This is a genomic window from Archangium sp. (assembly GCF_036277355.1).
Taxonomy (GTDB): Bacteria; Myxococcota; Myxococcia; order Myxococcales; family Myxococcaceae; genus Archangium.
Window position 1 is genome coordinate 61,392 of sequence record NZ_DASUNC010000116.1, and the last position, 18,860, is coordinate 80,251.

The 18,860-nt window shown below is 70.2% G+C and carries 15 protein-coding genes; 5 read left to right on the plus strand and 10 right to left on the minus strand.

Annotated elements, in window-relative coordinates; translation table 11 throughout:
* Window positions 1–89 precede the first annotated feature (89 nt).
* From VFZ09_RS29610 to VFZ09_RS29620, 3 genes are all read right to left on the minus strand, one after another.
* The gene (locus VFZ09_RS29610; RefSeq protein ID WP_329731052.1) at window positions 90–1,736 is read right to left on the minus strand and encodes a sigma-54 dependent transcriptional regulator; all 1,647 of its coding nucleotides are present in this window, start codon (window positions 1,734–1,736) and stop codon (window positions 90–92) included.
* Between the two features lie 72 nt (window positions 1,737–1,808).
* Window positions 1,809–2,747: a diguanylate cyclase gene (locus tag VFZ09_RS29615; protein ID WP_329731053.1), complete on the minus strand. Its 939-nt coding sequence runs from the start codon at window positions 2,745–2,747 to the stop codon at window positions 1,809–1,811.
* 129 nt (window positions 2,748–2,876) lie between these two features.
* Window positions 2,877–3,155, minus strand: coding sequence for a glutaredoxin family protein (locus tag VFZ09_RS29620; protein ID WP_329731054.1), 279 nt, complete (start codon window positions 3,153–3,155; stop codon window positions 2,877–2,879).
* 21 nt (window positions 3,156–3,176) lie between these two features.
* Here VFZ09_RS29620 and VFZ09_RS29625 point away from each other — a divergent pair, with 21 nt between their 5' ends.
* On the plus strand, window positions 3,177–4,349 hold the full coding sequence (locus VFZ09_RS29625) for a DUF4388 domain-containing protein (RefSeq protein WP_329731055.1): 1,173 nt from the start codon (window positions 3,177–3,179) through the stop codon (window positions 4,347–4,349).
* Between the two features lie 13 nt (window positions 4,350–4,362).
* Here VFZ09_RS29625 and VFZ09_RS29630 read toward each other — a convergent pair whose 3' ends face one another.
* The 3 genes from VFZ09_RS29630 to VFZ09_RS29640 form a co-directional block, all read right to left on the minus strand.
* Window positions 4,363–6,042: an RluA family pseudouridine synthase gene (locus VFZ09_RS29630; RefSeq protein ID WP_329731056.1), complete on the minus strand. Its 1,680-nt coding sequence runs from the start codon at window positions 6,040–6,042 to the stop codon at window positions 4,363–4,365.
* 23 nt (window positions 6,043–6,065) lie between these two features.
* Window positions 6,066–6,728 carry a hypothetical protein gene (locus tag VFZ09_RS29635; RefSeq protein WP_329731057.1) on the minus strand — a complete coding sequence of 221 codons (663 nt, stop codon included), beginning with the start codon at window positions 6,726–6,728 and terminating at the stop codon, window positions 6,066–6,068.
* A gap of 99 nt (window positions 6,729–6,827) precedes the next feature.
* The gene (locus tag VFZ09_RS29640) at window positions 6,828–8,267 is read right to left on the minus strand and encodes a penicillin-binding transpeptidase domain-containing protein (RefSeq protein ID WP_329731058.1); all 1,440 of its coding nucleotides are present in this window, start codon (window positions 8,265–8,267) and stop codon (window positions 6,828–6,830) included.
* Between the two features lie 163 nt (window positions 8,268–8,430).
* On the opposite strand from VFZ09_RS29640, the gene VFZ09_RS29645 reads away from it, so the two are divergent.
* Window positions 8,431–9,294 (plus strand): ABC transporter permease, encoded by an 864-nt coding sequence (locus tag VFZ09_RS29645; protein ID WP_329731059.1) that lies wholly within the window; start codon window positions 8,431–8,433, stop codon window positions 9,292–9,294.
* A complete protein-coding gene (locus tag VFZ09_RS29650) occupies window positions 9,291–10,205 on the plus strand; it encodes an ABC transporter ATP-binding protein (protein ID WP_329731060.1) in 915 nt (304 codons plus the stop codon). The genes VFZ09_RS29645 and VFZ09_RS29650 overlap by 4 nt, the downstream gene beginning before the upstream one ends.
* 101 nt (window positions 10,206–10,306) lie before the next feature.
* Here the strand turns inward: VFZ09_RS29650 and VFZ09_RS29655 are convergent, their stop codons facing one another.
* Window positions 10,307–10,546, minus strand: a complete 240-nt coding sequence (locus tag VFZ09_RS29655; RefSeq protein WP_329731061.1) for a sulfurtransferase TusA family protein — start codon at window positions 10,544–10,546, stop codon at window positions 10,307–10,309.
* A gap of 219 nt (window positions 10,547–10,765) precedes the next feature.
* Here VFZ09_RS29655 and VFZ09_RS29660 point away from each other — a divergent pair, with 219 nt between their 5' ends.
* Window positions 10,766–12,745: a DsbA family protein gene (locus VFZ09_RS29660; RefSeq protein WP_329731062.1), complete on the plus strand. Its 1,980-nt coding sequence runs from the start codon at window positions 10,766–10,768 to the stop codon at window positions 12,743–12,745.
* An 80-nt stretch (window positions 12,746–12,825) separates the two neighbouring features.
* Here the strand turns inward: VFZ09_RS29660 and VFZ09_RS29665 are convergent, their stop codons facing one another.
* Window positions 12,826–13,212: a RidA family protein gene (locus tag VFZ09_RS29665; protein ID WP_329731063.1), complete on the minus strand. Its 387-nt coding sequence runs from the start codon at window positions 13,210–13,212 to the stop codon at window positions 12,826–12,828.
* A gap of 186 nt (window positions 13,213–13,398) precedes the next feature.
* Entirely contained in the window at window positions 13,399–15,627 is a 2,229-nt protein-coding gene (locus tag VFZ09_RS29670) for a bifunctional (p)ppGpp synthetase/guanosine-3',5'-bis(diphosphate) 3'-pyrophosphohydrolase (protein ID WP_329731064.1), read from the minus strand.
* Between the two features lie 119 nt (window positions 15,628–15,746).
* Here VFZ09_RS29670 and VFZ09_RS29675 point away from each other — a divergent pair, with 119 nt between their 5' ends.
* A complete protein-coding gene (locus VFZ09_RS29675; protein WP_329731065.1) occupies window positions 15,747–16,832 on the plus strand; it encodes an FHA domain-containing protein in 1,086 nt (361 codons plus the stop codon).
* Window positions 16,833–16,898: 66 nt separating this feature from the next.
* Here VFZ09_RS29675 and VFZ09_RS29680 read toward each other — a convergent pair whose 3' ends face one another.
* Window positions 16,899–18,791, minus strand: coding sequence for a serine/threonine-protein kinase (locus VFZ09_RS29680; protein WP_414640760.1), 1,893 nt, complete (start codon window positions 18,789–18,791; stop codon window positions 16,899–16,901).
* Window positions 18,792–18,860: the final 69 nt, after the last annotated feature.

An 18,860-nucleotide genomic window follows, 5' to 3' on the forward strand; every position in this document is an offset into this window, starting at 1 on the left:
CATGCGCCAGAGTGGTGGCACATGGGGCTCAATTCAAGGGCCTGTATACCCTCACCCCGTCCCTCTCCCAGAGGGAGAGGGGTGGTGGCTCAGAACTCGGCCGAGGCCCTCGGGTCCACGATGCCGCATTCCTTGATCTTGTAGAGCAGCGCCTTGTAGCTGATGCGCAGCTTGCTCGCCGCCCGGCGCTTGTTCCACGCCGTGCGCTGCAGCATCGCCAGGATCGCCTCCCGCTCCGCCAGCATCGCCGCCCGCTTGCCGATGTCCTTCAGCGACATCTCCCCTTCCGGCACCGTCGGCGGCGGAGGCGGCGGCTGCGGCACGTCGAACGGATTCGCGTACTTCGGCTGCGCCACCACCTGGTTCACCGGCACCTCCGCCGCGGGCACCGCCCCGCGCGCCGACATCTCCAGCACCTGCACCGCTCCGCCCGGACCCGCCACCGGCACCGGAACCGCCGCCACCGGCACCGGCGTCCGCATCGTCGGCGCGGGCGGCTCCACGTCCCCGTCTCCCGCGTACGACGTCGGCAGCGACGGCGCACTCGCCGGCGTACGGCCTCCCGAGCGCAGCTCGTCCAGCACCAGCGTCGGATCCTTCAGCACGCACAGCCGGCGCACCATGTTCTCCAGCTCGCGCACGTTGCCCGGCCACTCGTACTCCGTGAAGGCCCTCAGCACCTCGGGCGGCAGCTCCGCCACCCCGCTCATGTACTGGCGCCCGTACTTCTTCAGGAAGTGGTCCGTCAGCGGCACCACGTCCTCCGGCCGCTCGCGCAGCGCCGGCAGCCGGATCGCCACCACGTTCAGGCGGTAGAAGAGATCCTCGCGGAAGTTGCCCAGCTCGATCTCCCGCTCCAGCTCCCGGTTCGTCGCCACCACCACGCGGCTGTCCACCCGGACGCTCTTCTTGCCGCCCACCCGGAAGAACTCCTCGTCCTGCAACACCTGCAGCAGCTTGGCCTGCAGGCGGATCGCCATCTCGCCGATCTCGTCCAGGAAGATGGTGCCCTGGTCCGCCAGCTCGAACTTGCCCGGCTTCTCCGCCGTGGCGCCCGTGAAGGCGCCGCGCTCGTGGCCGAAGAGCTCGCTCTCCAGCAGCTCGCCCGGAAGCGCCGCGCAGTTCACCTTGATGAACGGCCGGTTGCGCCGGTTGCTGCGCGCGTGGACCTCGCGGGCAATCACCTCCTTGCCCGTCCCGGACTCGCCCAGCAGCAGCACCGGCACGTCCGTGTCCGCGATGCGCTCCACCAGCGCGCGCACCTTGCGCATGGCCGGCGAGTGCGAGATGAGGATCCGCTCACCGCTCGCCTCCTCGCGCGACGCCCCCGCCGCCGCCGCCTGGGCCGCCGCGGCCTGACGCGCCGGCATGCGGCTGCCGAGCGCCCGGCTCATCGCGTCCTCGAGCTCGTCACTGCTGAAGGGTTTGGACAGGTAGTCGCTGGCGCCCATCTTCATGGCGCGCATCGCGTCCTCCGCGCCCGAGAGCGCCGAGAGCACGATGACGGGTGCACCGCCGCCGGAGGCCCGGTAGCGCCGCAGCACCTCCAGGCCACTCATCTCCGGCATCATCACGTCCAGCAGCACCACGTCGAACGAGCCACCGGAGAGCATCTCCAGCGCCTGGGAGCCACTCGACGCGCAGCGCACCTGGTACCCCGAGCTGCCCAGCAGCTCGCCGAGGAACGTCCTCACCTGCTCCTCGTCGTCCACCACCAGCACCGCGATCCGATCCATCCCCTCGCCTCCCCTCACCCTGTCCATCTCGATTCACTCCGTGGGACGCCCACCGCCGGGCTCATCCCTCGCTCAGACCGTCAGTCCCATTCCGGTGCCGCTCCGGCGCTCCTCGCGCGCCCTGCGCAGCGACTGCAGCGCCTGGGTCAGCAGTTGCACCGGCGATCCCATCACGTCCGGGTAGCTCACCGCCCCCAACGCCAACGAGGGGCGCAGCACCTTGCCCTCCACCTGCAGCCGCGCCAGGGCGAAGCGCTCGCCCACGCGCGCCATCACGTCCGGCACGCCCTCCGCCGGTGTCCCCGGCAGCAGCACCGCGAACTCGTCCTCGCCCACGCGCGCCACCACGTCCGCCTCGCGCACCGTCTGGCCGAACACCACCGCGCAGTACACGAGCAGGCGCTCGGCCAGGCCCCTGCCGGACTCCTTGCGCAGGGCGCGGAAGTCGTCGAGCGCCCCCGCCACCACCGAGAAGCTGCCGCCGAAGCGCTCGATGCGCCGCGTCTCCAGGGCCATGAGCTCCAGCAGGAAGGTGCGGTTGTAGAGCCCGGTGAGCGGATCATGAATGGCCGCCGAGCCCGCGTCCTCCGGCAGCATCGCCCGGCGCACGGAGGCCTTGAGGCGCAGCTGGGCGCGCAGGCGCAGCACCAGCTCCTCGCCCGAGCCACTGCGCGGCACGATGTCCACGCACAGCCCCTTCTCCAGGCAGTGCCGCCAGGTGTCCGGCTCGCCCGCGTCCACCAGGTACAGCATGGGGACCGCGCCCCGGCCCATCTGCCGCAGCCGCCGCGCCACCGACACCGCCGCGTAGTCCGGGGCCTGCGCCGCCAGCACCACCGCGTCCGGCCGGATGGCCTCGAACAGCGGCCCCGCCGCGTCGAAGCGCGTCACCGGCACCACCCGAAAGCCCGCCTCACCCAGCACCACCCTCGTGCGCTCCAGGTCTCCCGCCCTCGGCTCCACCACCAACACCGTCAGTGGCTGATCCGCCCTTTTGTGCTTGCTCCTCAACGCCACCGTGTCCCCCGTCCGGCCAGAACCTTTTTCCCCATCGTTCCTCCGGCGTTCTCCCCAGGTTTACAGCCCTACCCGCCGCCGCCCCTTCGCATCCCCCTGTTTTTCCTGAGGGTGGGAAGGGAGTTACTCCCCATGCTCCCTGGAATGAGCAACCGGCGTGCCATGGAGTGCCCTCCGGAGGCACGCCTCGACCTCGGATTCCTCCAGCCGGAGCTTGAAGGTGTCCCGGCCGTCGATGATGACCACGGGGATGTCGTAGCGGTACGCCGCGAAGGTGGCGGGATCGGCGCGAATGTCCTCCTCCACCAGGTCGAAGGGGATGCGCTCGCGGACCCGCTCCAGGACTTCCTTCGCCTGGTCGCAGAGGCAACAGTTCGGTTTCGAGTAGAGTCGGACAATCATTCGGCAGAAGGATGTGACGTCATGCGCGGCCTGTCAGGTGACTTCTCGACGATGCCGTTGAGGGATCTGGTCGCCTACCTCGGCGGCCGGCGGCTCACGGGCACGCTGCGGGTCATGCGGGCGGGCGTGCGCAAGCTCATCCTCGTGCGGGCCGGACAGGTGATCAGCGCCAGCTCCAACCAGCCGCGCGAGTTCCTCGGCCAGTTCCTCATCAACATGGGGCACCTGAGCGAGGAGCAGTTCAGCAAGGCCTACGCCACCCAGCGCGAGACGCAGGTGCCGCTGGGGAAGATCATCGTCATGACGGGGCTGGTACCCGAGCCGACGGTGCGCGCCACGCTCTCCCTGAAGTTCCGCGAGACGCTGCTGGACATGTTCCGCTGGGAGGAAGGCGAGTTCTCCTTCGACACGGGGGCGGTGGCGGAGGTGGAGGGCGTGGACACGCGGGTGGACCTGGCGGAGGTGCGCCGCGAGGGCGACTTCCGCGAGACGGCCTGGCAGTCCATCCGGGCGGCGTTCCCCTCGGGCAACCTGTACCTGACGGTGGACGAGGGCCGGCTGCCGGAGCCGCCCCGGCCGGGCACCCTGGACGCGAAGCTGGTGAAGCGCATCCGCGAGGGGCTGACCATCGACGAGATGGCCAAGGTGCTGCACGCCTCGGACTTCCTGGTGTACCAGCGGCTGTACGCGCTCCACCGGCTGGAGGCGGTGAAGGTGTCGGCCACGCCGCCGCCGGGACGCCAGCGGCCCGCGCCCTCGGAGGAGGAGGACGAGGCGCAGGTGGTGGACATGGAGGTGATCGGCACCGAGTCCCCCACGAGCGAGGTCATCCAGGCGGCGCAGTCCTACCTGGAGAACGGCAACTTCCGGGACGGCGAGGCGCTGGCGCGCCGGGCGCACGAGATGGAGCCCACGCCGGAGACGGAGGCGCTGCTGCGCTCGGCGGAGGCCGCGCTGGTGGGCGCGCTGCGCCGGGAGATGCTGGACAAGCCCCAGGTGCCCTCGCTGCTGATGTCCGCGGCGCAGCTCAAGACGCTTCAGCTGAGCACCCCCGAGCGCTACCTGCTGTCGCGCATCGACGGCAAGCGAGACCTCGGCGCCATCATCTCCATGTCCCCGCTCAAGGAACTGGAGGCGCTGAAGTACTTCCAGTCCTTCGTGGACGGCGGACTGGTGAAGCTCACCCCGCGCTGAACCGTCGCACCGGTCAGAACGGTGCCGGCCGCTCGAAGGAGACGGGCCGGCCCGTCTCCGGGTGCAGGAACGAGAGCGACTCCGCGTGCAGATGCAGGCGGACGTCCTCGTGGCCGTAGAGGCGATCCCCGACGATGGGGGCGCCGAGCCCGAGCGGATGCGCCGCGTGGACGCGCAGCTGGTGGGTCCTCCCGGTGAGGGGGAAGAAGGCCACCCGGGTGCGCTGTCCGCGCCGCTCGAGCACCCGCCACCGCGTCACCGCGGGCTTGCCGTGCACGGGGTCGTGGATCTGCCGGGGCCGGTCATCGAGGTCGACGCGCATGGGGAAGTCGATGGTGCCCTCCTCTTCCCGGACGAGCCCCTCGACCCAGGCCACGTAGCGCTTGTGGATCTCCCGCTGGGCGAACTGCCGTTGCAGGGCCGCGTGCGTCCGGGAGTCGAGCGCCGCGACGAGCAGACCCGAGGTGTCCAGGTCGAGCCGGTGCACGAGCAGCGGGCCCGTCGCATGCGGGTAGCGGGCCCGGAGCCGGGCGAGCACCGAGTCCGTCACCGAGGTGTCCCTCGCGGGCACGGAGAGCAGGCCCTCGGGCTTGTCGACCACGACGATCCAGGCGTCCTCGAAGACGACGGACAGGCCTTCGGTCACGGCGGGCGGTGGCGCGAAGATCCTCGGGGGGTCGACGCGCAGGCCCTCCAGCATGAAGGGAAGCAGGGGCGCGCACTTGTCGCGGCAGGCCGCGTAGAACGCCCCGGCGGCACGGCCCCCCGAGGGCGGTGGCGTCCCCCACCAGAACTCGGCGAGGGCCAGCGGGCGCAGGCCGTGCGCGAAGGCATGGGCGAGGAGCTTCGGGGCCGCGCAATCGGCGGCACCCGAGGGCGGCTCCGCGGGGGCGTACAGGGCCCGGAGTGGACGGCGCTCGCCCCGGGCATTGGGCACCCCATAGGTGTCGTGGAGCCGCTTCATGATCGCGCGGCAGACGATCCACCGCAGACGGTCGAGGGCCCGCAGGCGACGCTCCAGCCGCGACAACCTGGGCTCGATGGCCAGGCGTTCGGCCTCCTGGGCCGCGTCCATCCGGCGCTTCTCGGCCTTGTCGCCCCGGCTCTCCTGATCGAGCGCGTGGAGGGCCGCGCGCTTCTCCTCCGCCGTGAGTGATGCCGAGGACTCCAGCTCGGCCCGGCGCGTGTGGCGCCGCCGCTTCTTCTCCTCGTGCCGGGCGCGCAGCTCCGCGCGGTCCGAGGCATGGCGCGCCTGCTGCGCTTCATGGGTGGCCCGGAGCCCCACGAGCTCCGGCGAGGTCCTCATCTCCTCGGCGCGGGCGAGCAGTGCCTTCACCACGGCCTCACCCGCGGGCTCCACCCGCTCGCGAGCCTCACGGTCGAAGAGCGGCGGGACGAAGCCCGGAACCTCCCATCGCCCGGCGAGCATGCCGGAGAAGGAGCGGAGGAATCCGATGCGTCCATCGGGTGCCCGCACGACCAGCACGCCGAACATCTTGCCGCCCTCGGGACCGTCGAGCAGCGAGGCCGGAATCCCCGGGGCGACGAAGCCCGCCCGGAACTCCGCCTGCAACAACTCCGCGGCCCGGCGCGCCAGGGCGTGGGGCCCGAGCTCGTCGAAGGGGCTCGGGAAGGACCCGGCGACGGCGTCAGGGGCGGGCTGCGGCTCGAAGGGTGTGACCCACGTCTCCACGGATCTCCCGTAGCACGAACCGCTCAGCGATCCACGTCGTTGAGCTCGTTGTAGGGCTCTCCCGGGGCGATGCGGGTGCCATCGGCGGCCACTCGCTCCACCGTGGCGATGGACCAGCAGTCTGGCGTGGCGTCATCGTCGATGTTGGCCGCCGCGGCGCCGATGAACACACCCGGGCCGGACCCATCTGCCGGGAGCGTGACTCCCAGGCCCGCGGGCGTCCCATCCGGCAGCGTCGCGAGCGTGAGCGGACAGCCCGTCTGGGCGAAGGTCTCGAAGGTGCCCCGGAACCTCGGGCTCCCCGGGTCGGCGGGGATGATCTGGTAGGCCATCGTCCTCGACCAGCCCGCCTTGGACCTGGCGGCCTGGCGCTCCCTGTGCGTCAGCACACGCCCTCGGGGGGCCGAGAAATACGTGTACCGGTTCCCCAGTTCCGGCTCGAACCCCATCTGGTTCATGTCCTCCGAGAAGGCCTCGAACTCCTGAACCCAGGCCCGCTCGGTGATGTACAGGGCCTTCAGGTTCGCCTTCGCCTCGTTCACGGGGGCACAGCAATGGTGCCCGGGCAGCAAGCGCGCCACGAGCCGCATCCCCACGACGCCCGTGACGCCGATGAAGGCCAGGACCCCGAGGGACAGCAAAAACCACTGCAGGACGTGAGGTGACCGCGCGGAACCCGGCTCCATGGAGTGCCCCCCTCTGCGGATGGAGACACCGTAGCCGGTCGCGGGTTCCCGCGCTCGGGGACGACCCTCACCCCTACCCTCTCCAGGGGGAGAGGGAGCTCAGGGCCGCGTCATCGCCGCCTTGCTGCCCGGCTCGGCGTGAGCGCCGGCCACCGGCTCGGAGGAGGCTTCCTCTTCCTCGGACTCCTCGTCCGCGGGAGCCTGCTCCTGCGGCTCCTCGTCCTTCGCGGGAGCCACGAGGGAACCCGGAGGCAGGCGCGCCAGCCCCAGGCGCATGGCCTCGCGGCCGAGCCACGTGGCCCGGATGTGCCAGATGGGCTCGTTGACGATGACCGCCGCCACCGCCACCTTCGGGTTGTCCTTGGGCGCGAAGCCCACGAACCACGAGTAGTCGCGGAAGGGATTGCGGTCCGCCAGCGTGCCCGTCTTGCCCACCGCGCCCGGCACGCCCATGCCCCGCTCGCGGAACGTCCGGCGCGCCGTGCCCTTCGTCACCGTCGCCTCCATCAGCGTCGTCAGGGCATGCGCCACCTCGGGAGACAGCACCTGCTCGGCGGGCTTGTGGGCCTGGGCGTCCGCGCCGGTGTCGAAGAGGACGGGGTCCTTCCACACACCGCCGTTGGCCGCCACGGACGCCAGCAGCGCGCCATGCAGCGGCGAGAGGTACACGTCCCCGAAGCCCGCGCCCGTCTGGGCGAAGCGGAACTCGTCCTCGTCCGGCACGGCGGCGAGCGACACGTCCGTGGGCACCGGGAAGGACAGCTCCCGGTTGAAGTGGAAACGGGCCGCCGCGTGCTTGAGCGCCTTGGGCGACAGGTAGCGCTGCGTCAGCTTGGCGAAGATGACGTTGGCGCTCTTGCCCATGGCGTCGGCCAGCGAGTGGCACTGGCCATCCCGCGCGCTGTCCTGCAGCAGCTTCTCGGAGAGCCGCCGCTTGCCGCCGTGGAAGCACGTCTCGTCCGCGGGCGTCACCCCGGCCTCCAGCAGCGCGGCGCCGGTGACGATCTTGAAGATGCTGGCCGCGGGGAACACCGCGCGCGTGGCCAGGCCGCGCAGCCCCGGCTGGGCCCGCGAGTGCTCGGCCATGGCGAGCACGCGGCCCGTGGAGGGCTCCAGCACCACCACCGCCCCATAGGGCACCCGGTACTGCGAGAGGATGCCGGTGAGCTGCGACTGGAGGACCGGGTCGATGGTCAGCGGCACGTCGCCCTGGGGCCCCGGCACCACCAGACGCCCCTGCGCGTCCTTCTTGGCGCGGGCGAGCACGTCCTGCTTCGCCGTCAGGGAGCGCAGGCGGGTGATGGGCGGATCCGACTCCCGCGAGGGCACCGGCACGGGCGGGACGAGCCCCAGCGGCTCCCCGCTCCCGTCGCCGTCCTTGGCTCCGGCGGCGCTCGCCTCCGCCTGACTGGCCTCCGGGGAGGCGGTCTCGGCCACCGGCGCGGTGCCCTCCTCCACGGGGCGGCCATCATCCGCACCGACGAGCAGGAGGAACAGGGGGAGGAGCAGCGTGGCGGGGAGGGCCCGGGGGAGCGTCATGCAGAACCGTCGCGCGAGAGGAGGTGGGGGGGTGGGCATGGTACCCGCCCTTGCGGAGACGTCCATTCCGCCGCGGATGTTCCCCTGGAGAGCGAGAATCCTGGCGAGCCCTTTCTGGGCCCGGTAGGGTTCACCCGCCTTGAACGTCTTGAATGAGACTGCAGTGATCTGGAGCGCCGAGTGCCGCCGCACGCTCCGCAGCGCCCGTGTGCTGGCGCTGCTGGCGCTCTACAGCCTGTTCTCCATGCTGGTGCTGCTGGTGGTGGGCGGCATCACCCGGGCGCTGCGTGAGCAACTGGACATGCAGATCGCCCAGGCCGGTGCGAACGCCGCGGCGGCCGACCAGGTGACCGCGGAGTTCCGCAAGGGCTTCCTCGGGTTCCTGGTGGGAGGCGACCAGGCCGTGATGGAGGCCCTGTCGCAGGTGCCGCTGGTGGTGGTGGTGGTCTTCAAGGCCACCCTCTTCTTCCTGCCGCTCTACGTGGCGATCATGGGCTTCGATCAGGTGAGCGGCGAGGTGGGCCCGCGCTCCATCCGCTACCTCACCGTGCGAGCCCGGCGCCTGTCGCTGCTGCTGGGCAGGTTCCTGTCGCAGGCCACGGTGCTGTTGGGGCTGGTGCTCATCATCGACGCGGGCATCTTCGTCTACGCCTGGCTCACCACGCCGGACTTCACCTTCGGGTCCTTCACGTTCAACCTGCTGAAGTTCTGGCTGGCGGCGATGGTGTTCTCGCTCTCGTACCTGGCGCTCACCACGCTGTGCTCCAGCCTGTTCCGCGCGCCGGCGCTGAGCCTCGTGGTCAACATCTTCGTGCTCTTCGGCTTCTGGCTGGTGAACCTGATCGGCGGCTTCGCCGAGAAGGACAGCCCGGTGGCGTACGTGCGCTACCTGTCGCCGTCGCACTACGCCAATGGCCTGCTGCACCCGGGGCTCGCCGAGTTCGCGGTGAGCGGCCTGGCCTATGTCTTCTTCACGCTGCTGTTCCTCGGCGGCGCCATCGTCATCCTGCGGGAGAGGGACCTGTGAGCGAGCGCGCCATCGAGATCGTCGAGGTCACCCGGCGTTTCGGAGCCAAGGTGGCGGTGGACGGGGTGAGCCTGTCCGTCAACCGGGGCGAGGTGTACGGGCTGATCGGCCCCAACGGCGCGGGGAAGACGACCACCTTCTCCATGATGTGCGGCTACCTGCGCCCCAGCAGCGGCACGCTGCGGGTGATGGGGGTGGACCCCCGCGAGGACGGTGCCCTCAAGGGGAAGATCGGCGTGCTGCCCCAGGACGCCATCCTGCCCGGAGGCTGGAAGGTGGGGCCCCTGCTCACGTACTGGGCCCAGTTGAGCGGCGTGGCCAACCCCGAGCAGGAGGCGCGCACGTGCCTCGAGCGGGTGGGCCTCATCGAGGCGTGGGGCGTGGAGACGCACGCGCTGTCGCATGGCATGGCCAAGCGCACGGCCCTGGCACAGGCGCTGATGGGCCGTCCGCCGCTGGTGCTGCTCGACGAGCCCACCGCCGGGTTGGATCCGCGCATCGCCAACCAGGTGCGTCAGGTCATCCGCGACCTGAAGGACCAGCACACCACGGTGGTGGTCTCCAGCCACAACCTCCAGGAGCTGGAGCAGCTGTGCGACGCGGCGGCCATCCTCGACAAGGGCAGGCTGGCGCAGGCCGGCACCATGGCCGAGCTCACCGGCCAGTCCGCCGAGTTCCGCGTCCAGGTGGCCCGCGGCACCGTCATCGTCCCGGAGCTCGAGGCCCTGCCCGGCGTCACCTCTGCGCGCATGGAGGGCGAGACGCTGCTGCACGTCCGCTTCGACGGCCAGGGCCACAAGCCCGAGGAGGTCATCAGCCGCGTGGTGGGCCACCTGCTGCAGACCGGGGTGCTCATCCTGGGCGTCTCGAGGGGCCGCCGGCTGGAGGAGCGGGTGCTGCAGCTCACGTAGCGGGCAGGCCCCCGTGGGGCGGAAAAAATCCCCCGGAAAATCCGGGGTGAAACTCCGGGGCGGTTCATGTCACCAGCGTACCGATGGTGCCCCGCTCGCTCTCACGCCCCTCCGTCCGCCTTGCGGACCCAGGCCACCCAGGCCGCCCCGCGCCTCTCCAGGCCGAGCAGGGCGTGGCCGGTGGCCTCGCACCACGCGGGCAGATCGGACTGCACCCCGGGGTCGGTCGCCACCAACTCCACCAGCGTCCCCGGGGCGAGCCGGCGAACGGCCTTGGCGATCTCCAGGATGGGAACGGGGCAGAAGGTCCCCGAGGCGTCCACGCGCACGTCTGGCTGCATGGGCCCAGTGTAGGCCTGGAGCGTGGGAGTGGCTGGAGGAATTTTCGCCGAAAACCCTTGTGTTTCCGGGGCCCTGGGTGGCGTCTTCACCCAGTCCGCGCACGCCTGCCCGCCTTGCGTGCTCGGAACGGGCTCTGTTATCTACCCGCGCCCTGCTGACTTGATAAAGCCCGGGATCGTAGTCGGACCTGACGACGTACTTAGGAGCAGAACAGACTCATGAAACCCAATGTGATCGTGGCCCTGCTGGTGGGCCTGGTGCTGGGATTCGCTGGCGGCCGCGCCATCAATGGCGGCACCACGTCTTCCCCCGCTGCCAACAAGCCCACGGCGGCCGCTGCCGCCAACGCGCCTCGCCCGAACAATGCCCGGCAGGTGGACCCCACCGTCTTCAAGGTGCCCATCGACGGCTCGCCCACCAAGGGCAGCGCGGACGCGCTCGTCACGCTCGTCGAGTTCTCCGACTACCAGTGCCCCTTCTGCTCCCGCGCCGACGCGACGGTGAAGCAGCTCCAGAAGGACTACGGCAGCAAGCTGCGCGTGGTCATGAAGCAGAACCCCCTCTCCTTCCACCCGCGCGCCAAGCCCGCCGCGCTGGCCGCCATGGCCGCCGGTGAGCAGGGCAAGTACTGGGAGTACCACGAGAAGCTCTTCGCCAACGCGAAGGCGCTCGAGGACGTGAACCTCGAGAAGTACGCCGAGGAGCTCGGCCTGAACATCGCCCGCTGGAAGGCGGACATGGCCAAGCCGGAGTTCACCGCCATCATCGACCGGGACCAGGCCCTCGCCGGCAAGCTCGGCGCCAACGGCACCCCGGCCTTCTTCATCAACGGCCGCTTCCTCTCCGGCGCCCAGCCCATCGACAACTTCAAGGCGCTGATCGACGAGGAACTCGGCAAGGCCGAGGCCCTGACGCGCTCGGGCACCCCCGCCAGCCAGGTGTACGCCGCCATCATCGCCAAGGGTGTGGAGTCCGCGCCCAGCAAGGCCCCGCAGGAGCAGCAGGCTCCGGCCCAGGCCTACCGCAAGGTGGAGTTCCCCGCCGACGCCCCCTCCTTCGGCCCCAAGGACGCCAAGGTCACCATCGTCGAGTGGTCCGACTTCGAGTGCCCCTTCTGCAGCCGCGTCGGCCCGACGCTCAAGCAGATCAAGGAGACGTACCCCAAGGACGTGCGCGTGGTGTTCCGCCACCAGCCGCTGTCCTTCCACCCGAACGCCAAGGGCGCCGCCGAGGCCTCCATGGCCGCCCATGAGCAGGGCAAGTTCTGGGAGTACCACGACAAGCTGTTCTCCAATCAGAAGGCCCTGGATCGCGCCAACCTCGAGAAGTACGCCCAGGAGCTGGGGCTGAACATGGCCCAGTTCAAGAGCGCGCTCGACACCGGCAAGTTCCGCGCGAAGGTGGAGGCGGACGCCGCCGCCGGCGCCGCGGTGGGCGCCAATGGCACCCCGACGTTCTTCGTCAACGGCCGTGAGTTCGTGGGCGCCCAGCCCTTCGAGAGCTTCAAGCGCATCATCGAGGACGAGAAGGCCCGCGCCGACAAGCTGCTGGCCGCTGGCACCAGGTCCGCGGACCTGTACGCCAAGCTGATCGAGGAGGGCGTGAAGTCCAACGGCTCCGCTCCCCAGGCGCAGGCCCCGGCCGAGCCGCCCGTGCAGAACATCGAGGTCGGCAACGCCCCGTCGCGTGGCGCCAAGAACGCCCCGATCACCATTGTGGCCTTCTCCGACTTCGAGTGCCCCTTCTGCGGCCGCGTGCTGCCCACGCTCAAGCAGATCGAGGACGAGTACAAGGGCAAGGTCCGCGTGGCCTTCAAGAACCAGCCGCTGCCCTTCCACGCCAACGCCAAGCCGGCCGCCGCCGCCGCGCTGGCCGCCAACGAGCAGGGCAAGTTCTGGGAGTACCACGACAAGCTGTTCCAGAATCAGCGCGCCCTGGATCGCGCCTCGCTCGAGAAGTACGCGCAGGAGCTGGGCCTGAACATGAACCAGTTCAAGGCCGCGCTGGACTCGGGCAAGTTCGACGCCCAGGTCACCGCGGACATGAACGAGGCCACCCGCGTGGGCGTCAACGGCACCCCCACCTTCTTCATCAACGGCCGCTCGGTCGTCGGCGCGCAGCCCTTCGAGGCCTTCAAGCGCGTCATCGACGAGGAGCTGTCGAAGAAGAAGGGCACCGTCGCGGCGGACCAGAAGTAATCCCCGCGTCCCGTGAATGAAAAAGGCCGTCGGACCAATCGGGTCCGGCGGCCTTTCTCTTTGCGGGGCGGGGCGCTCCCTCAGGACACGGCGATGGCGTCGATCTCCACCTTGGAGCCGCGGGGCAGCGCGGCCACCTGCACGGTGGCGCGGGCCGGGGGCGCCCCGGTGAAGTAGCGGCCGTAGACCTCGTTCACCTTGGCGAAGTCACCCAGGTCCGTGAGGAAGATGGTGCAGCGCACCACGTGCGAGAAGTCCAGGCCCGCGGCCTTCAGCACCGCCTCCAGGTTCTTCATCACCTGCTCGGACTGGTCGACGACGTCCCCCTCCACCATCTGCATCGTCTTGGGGTTCAGGGGGATCTGCCCGGACAGGAAGGTCATCTTCCCGGAGTCCACCTGCACCGCCTGCGAATAGGGGCCAATCGCCTTGGGCGCGTCGTCGGAGTGCACAATCTTGCGAGCCATGAGTTCACCTCGGAGACGAGGCGGCCGGGAGCGGCCGCGCGTCCGCGGCGGCTCTAGCATCTGCACGGCGGGCGGCCAACCCCTCGGACGACTGGGGCGCGGAGTGGAGAACGGTGACGGGCACCCTCACCCCGGCCCTCTCCCGGGGGGAGAGGGAGAGGAGTGACAGCGCCCGTCCTCCGATTCTCAGATGCGCTCGACGGAGTAAACGCCCGGCAGACGCTCGATGGTGCGCATCAGGTCGGTGAGCTGCTTGAGGTCGGAGATGGTGACCTCGAAGGTGTTCACCGCCCGGTCATCCCCCGTGGCCCGGCAGTTGGCCTGGGAGATGTTCACGCCCTTCTTCGAGAAGGTGTTGGAGATGTCCGCCAGCAGGCCCGTCCGGTCCGCCGTCAGCACGCGCAGGGTGACGGGCCGCTTGAAGTCGCCCCGCACGTCCCACGACACGTCCACGCGACGCTCGGGATCCGTGGCCAGCGCCTTGTCGCAGCCCACCGTGTGCACCGTCACGCCCCGGCCCCGGGTGATGAAGCCCGCGATGGGGTCTCCCGGCACCGGGTTGCAGCACCGGCCGAAGCGCACCAGCACGTCGTCCACGCCGCCAATCTGCACCCCGCTGCTGCTCTGCTTCCCCACCAGCTTCTTGGCGAAGTCGGTGACCCTCGACAGCCCCGGCAGCATGCTGGAGCTGCTCGTGCCGCCGCTGCTCGAGCCCTGGGCCTCCGCCGAGCCGGGCTTGCCATCACCGGTGCTGGCCGCCAGCTTCTCCGGCGGCACCACGCGGACAATCACCTGGTTGGGCACCACCTTGCCGTAGCCCAGGGCCACCAGCAGATCGTCCTCCACCCGGAAGCCGAGCTCCTCGCACGTCTTCTTCAACGCGCCGGTCTTCAGCAGCTTGTTGAAGTTGAGCTGGTAGCGCTTGAGCTCCCGCTCCAGCAGCTCGCGCCCCAGCTGCAGGCTCTTCTCGCGCTGCTGCTGCTTGATGAAGGCACGGATGCGCTGCTGGGCCCGGCTCGTCTTGACGAAGGTGAGCCAGTCCTTGGACGGGTGCGCCTGGGGGCTGGTGAGCACCTCCACCGTGTCCCCGTTCTTCAGCTTGTAGCGCAGCGGGACGATCTTCCCGTTCACCTTGGCGCCCACGCACCGGCCACCCACGTCCGAGTGGATGGCGTAGGCGAAGTCCACCGGCGTGGCCCCGCGCGGCAGGCTCTTCACGTCCCCCTTCGGGGTGAAGACGAAGACCTCGTCGGTGAAGAGGTCCACCTTCACCGTCTCGAGGAACTCCTTGGGATCCTTGAGGTCCTGCTGCCACTCCATGAGCTGGCGCAGCCAGGCGAACTTCTCGTCGTCCTTGCTGACGGTGAGGGCCTTGCCCTCCTTGTACGCCCAGTGCGCCGCGATGCCCTCCTCGGCCACCTTGTGCATCTCCGGGGTGCGGATCTGCACCTCGATGCGCTCGCCCAGCGGCCCCACCACCGTCGTGTGCAACGACTGGTACATGTTGGGCTTGGGGATGGCGATGAAGTCCTTGAAGCGGCCCGGCACCGGCTTCCACAGCTGGTGCACCAGGCCCAGCGCCTCGTAGCAGCTGGGCACCGCGGGCATGAGGATGCGGAAGGCGATGATGTCGTGGATCTGCTCGAACTCGATCCCCTGCGACTTCATCTTCTTGTAGATGCTGTAGACGTGCTTGAAGCGGCCGCTCACGTCGCCCTTCAGGCCGCGCTCCTCCAGCTTGCTGCGGATGAGGTCGCTCACGTCCTCGATGTACTTCTCCCGCTCCTTCTTGCGCTTGTTGAGCTTGTCCTGCAGCGCGAGGAAGTCCTGGGGTTTGACGTAGCGGAAGGACAAGTCCTCCAGCTCGGTCTTGATCCAGCTGATGCCCAGGCGGTTGGCCAGCGGCGCGTAGATGTCCAGGGTCTCCTGGGCGATGCGGCGCTGCTTCTCCTCGGCCATGTGATCCAGCGTCCGCATGTTGTGGGTGCGGTCCGCCAGCTTCACGAGGATGACGCGGATGTCCTGCGCCATCGCGATGATCATCTTGCGGAAGTTCTCCGCCTGCTTCTCCTCCTGGGAGAGCGTGGCCGAGGCCGAGAACTTGGACAGCTTGGTCACCCCGTCCACCAGCTGGGCGACCTCTGGGCCGAAGAGCTCGGTGAGCTCCTCGGACGTGGCGAGCGTGTCCTCGATGGTGTCGTGGAGCAGGCCCGTGACAATGGAGGCCTCATCCAGCTTCAGCTCCGCCAGGAGGCCAGCGACCTCGAGCGGGTGGATGAGATAAGGCTCTCCCGACTTGCGTAGTTGGCCCTGATGAACCTTGGCCGAGTAGACGTACGCCTTCTTGATGATGTCCAGATCGGGGTCCGGATGATAGGAGGCAACCCGCTGGAGGATGTCGTTGAGGCGAATCATCGAATCGTCAGCAATGCTAACTGCCGCCCCCAGGGGGGGCAACGTCACAACCTCGGGATTCGCGCGGGACTCGCTTTCGTTGACCCGGCGTTACAGCCACTCCTAGAGTCGATCTGCCCATGTCACAGCTCCTGCTGTCCGCCCTAGCCGTGGTCTGCCCGAACTGTGACGGCTACAACCCCCCTCGCGCCGAGGTCTGCGCGAGCTGCGGCACCTCGCTGAGCGAGGCGCCGGCCACGGCGAAGCCGCCACCTTCGAGGACCCCGCCCGCCTCCTCTCCGGGCAAGCCCGGCGCCAGTACCCCCCGCGTGCCCCCAGGGCTCGGCCGTCCGCCCGAGTCCCCGCCCGGTCTGCGGCCGGCCGCCTCCCGGACCCCGCCCCCCGTGGCCTCGGCCGGGGGGATTCCGCTGGCCTCCCGCGCCGCGCCTGGAGTGGCCGCGCCCCGCTCCCCGGCGGCGCCCCTGCCCTTGACGCGCCCGGCCGCGCCGCCCTCGGCACCTCCCGTGGCCGCGCCCAAGCCGGCCGTGCCCGCCTCGGGAGCCCGTCCCGTTCCCGCCGCCTCGCGCTTCGGGCTGGCCGTGGTCGCCGGTTCCACCCGGGGCCAGCGCTTCAAGCTGCCCGTCACCGGCTGCACCGTGGGCCGGACCCGCGGGGCCATCCTCTTCGCGGACGACGTCTTCGTCTCCGCCCAGCACGCCACCTTCCTCATCAAGGACAACGTGCTGCATGTGCGCGATGAGTCCAGCGCCTCGGGCGTCTATGTCACCATCCCCGGTGCCGAGACGATCCCGCCCATGTCCTTCTTCAGTGCGGGCCAGCGCCTCTTCCGCTTCCTCGGCAAGCTCGAGGCCCCACCGCCCCTCGCCGGGCGCCCTACCGTCTACGGTGCCCCCGTCCCTCCCGGGCAGGGTGTCTATGGCGTCGAGGAGGTCCTGGTGGGTGGGCGCAGCGGCCGTACGGTGGTGACGTCCGCGCCGCTGCTGACCATCGGGCAGGCCAACTGCGACTTCAGCTATCCGCAGGAGGAGGGTCTTGCGGGCCGGCACTGCGAGCTGAGCTTCACGCCCGCGGGGGCCCAGCTGCGAGACCTCTCCGGAGGCCTCGGCACCTATGTGCGGATTGCGCCCTCGATGGAGCGGCCGCTGCGTCCCGGGGATCGGGTGCGCCTGGGCCAGCACATCGTCCAGGTCGAGCTGATGGGCTGAGGACCGGTGGCGCTCCCGCTCCCTCTGGGAGAGGGCGGGGGTGAGGGTCTTCACCCCCGTGTTCCGCTAGCGGCTCCCGGCGGCCGAAGCCAGCTGCGGCTCCTTGCTCAGCAGGGTGGCACGAGCCTGGGAGGCCGGCAGGTCCCGCAGGTGGCGCTTCCACCAGGCGCGCGCCTCGTCGTGCTTGTCGAGCGCCCAGTACACCTCGCCCAGAATCAACGACAGCTCCGGCGACGGAGCGGCGGCGAAGGCGGCCGAGTACTCGGTGGCGGCGGCTTCGAGGTCGCCATTCTTGAAGGCGGCGTACCCGGCCTGCTGCCGCCGCTGAGCCTCCCGGGGGTTGCGCTTGTCGCTCGGGATGTCCTGCTCGTGGAGCGGCGCGCCCGGGGCGGGCACCAGGGCTCCGGACTCCTGGCCCGGGATGGGGGCGTTCTTCGGCGGAACGAAGGGCTGCTCCTGGGCCTGGTTGCGCCAGTTCGTGTACAGCCACCAGCCCACCAGGCCGAGCGTCACCAGCGCCAGGGTGAGCACGAAGGCCTTGAGGAAGCCGAAGTTGCCACCCGCGTCGGGGATGGTGGCGACGATGGCCTCCGTCTTGTCGTGCATGATCGCCGTGTCAGGCGTCTGCGAGCGCTCCACGAGCGAACGCTCGGTGGTGGCGCGCTCGAGCGGAGAGCGCTCCGGGGGGAAGCGATCGGTCGCGGAACGCACGGAGGCGAGGGGCGCGGGGTGGGGCCGCTCGCGCTCTGGAGCGGGCCGGCTCGGAGGGGCGAGCTGCGTACGCTCCGCCGAGGCCCGGGCCAGGGCGGCACCGGGCGGCATGCGCTCGGACATGGGCTGCATGCGCTCGGGCATGGCGCGCACGGTGGCATCGGACTCGCCGCCCCAACCCGGAGCGGTGACATCCGTGCTCACACCCGAGGGAGGCGGCGTGGCCCTGCGCGGCAGCGGCGCGAGCACGCCCTGGGCGGGACCCCCGCGGCGGACGGGCGGCGCGGCAGTGGCGCGGCGCTCGCGCTCCTTCTCCACGGCGAGCAGCTCGGCCTTGAAGGCCTCGGCGTCCTGCGGCCGGTCATCCGGGCTCTTGGAGAGGGCCCGCATGATGAGCCGCTCCATGGCCGGCGACACGCGGATGTCCGAGCGCTTGCGCGACGGCGGGAGGGGCTCCTCGGTGAGGTGCTTGGTGGCGTAGCCCACGGCCGAGTCGGACTCGAAGGGGAGCCGGCCGGTGAGGAGCTGGTAGAGGATGACGCCCACGGCGTACAGGTCCGAGCGGTGATCCAACGTGGCGCCGCGGGCCTGCTCGGGGGACATGTACTCGGGGGTGCCGCAGACGAAGCCGGTGCGCGTGAGGGCGGGCCCCTCCCCTTCGGCGTCCTGGATCTTCGCGATGCCGAAGTCGAGCACCTTCACGAAGTCCGGCTCGTTGCGGCGCTGCTCCACCATGATGTTCTCGGGCTTCAAGTCCCGGTGGATGACGCCGGCGTTGTGCGCGTCGTAGAGGGCGGAGAGCACCTGGCTGACGATGCGGACGATGCGCTGCTCGGGGAGCGGACCGTCCTTGCTGAGCACGGTGTGCAGGTCCTGCCCCGGGACGAACTCCATCGCGATGAAGAGCGCGCCGTCCTCGGCGATGCCGAAGTCGAGGATGCTGATGGAGTTGGCGTGGTTGAGGCGGCTGGCGGCCTTGGCCTCGCGCTTGAAGCGGGCGACGGTGCGGTCATCACCCAGGAGCGTGTGGCGCAGCACCTTGAGCACCACGAGCTTGTCCAGGGCCACCTGGCGGGCGCGGTACACCTTGCCCATGCCGCCCTCACCGATGAGGGCTTCCACCTGGTACTTCTGGGCGATGGTACGGCCGGTGTACTCGTCCGGCTCCCCACTGGAGAGGGGGGCGTCGCAGGAGGGGCAATACTTGGAGACGTCACCGGCGTCGGCGCCGCAGCTGGGGCAATGCAAGTGGGGCTTCCCGGAATGCGGAGGAATCGGGTGTGGGGGCCCCGAACTTCCCACGAGCGTCGGGTCGCC

Coding starts and splice junctions, on each gene's coding strand:
- VFZ09_RS29625 (WP_329731055.1), top strand. CDS start 3,177: ATGCGCGGCCTGTCAGGTGACTTCTCGACGATGCCGTTGAGGGATCTG.
- VFZ09_RS29610 (WP_329731052.1), bottom strand. CDS start 1,736: ATGGATCGGATCGCGGTGCTGGTGGTGGACGACGAGGAGCAGGTGAGG.
- VFZ09_RS29665 (WP_329731063.1), bottom strand. CDS start 13,212: ATGGCTCGCAAGATTGTGCACTCCGACGACGCGCCCAAGGCGATTGGC.
- VFZ09_RS29655 (WP_329731061.1), bottom strand. CDS start 10,546: ATGCAGCCAGACGTGCGCGTGGACGCCTCGGGGACCTTCTGCCCCGTT.
- VFZ09_RS29670 (WP_329731064.1), bottom strand. CDS start 15,627: ATGATTCGCCTCAACGACATCCTCCAGCGGGTTGCCTCCTATCATCCG.
- VFZ09_RS29635 (WP_329731057.1), bottom strand. CDS start 6,728: ATGGAGCCGGGTTCCGCGCGGTCACCTCACGTCCTGCAGTGGTTTTTG.
- VFZ09_RS29640 (WP_329731058.1), bottom strand. CDS start 8,267: ATGACGCTCCCCCGGGCCCTCCCCGCCACGCTGCTCCTCCCCCTGTTC.
- VFZ09_RS29660 (WP_329731062.1), top strand. CDS start 10,766: ATGAAACCCAATGTGATCGTGGCCCTGCTGGTGGGCCTGGTGCTGGGA.
- VFZ09_RS29620 (WP_329731054.1), bottom strand. CDS start 3,155: ATGATTGTCCGACTCTACTCGAAACCGAACTGTTGCCTCTGCGACCAG.
- VFZ09_RS29675 (WP_329731065.1), top strand. CDS start 15,747: ATGTCACAGCTCCTGCTGTCCGCCCTAGCCGTGGTCTGCCCGAACTGT.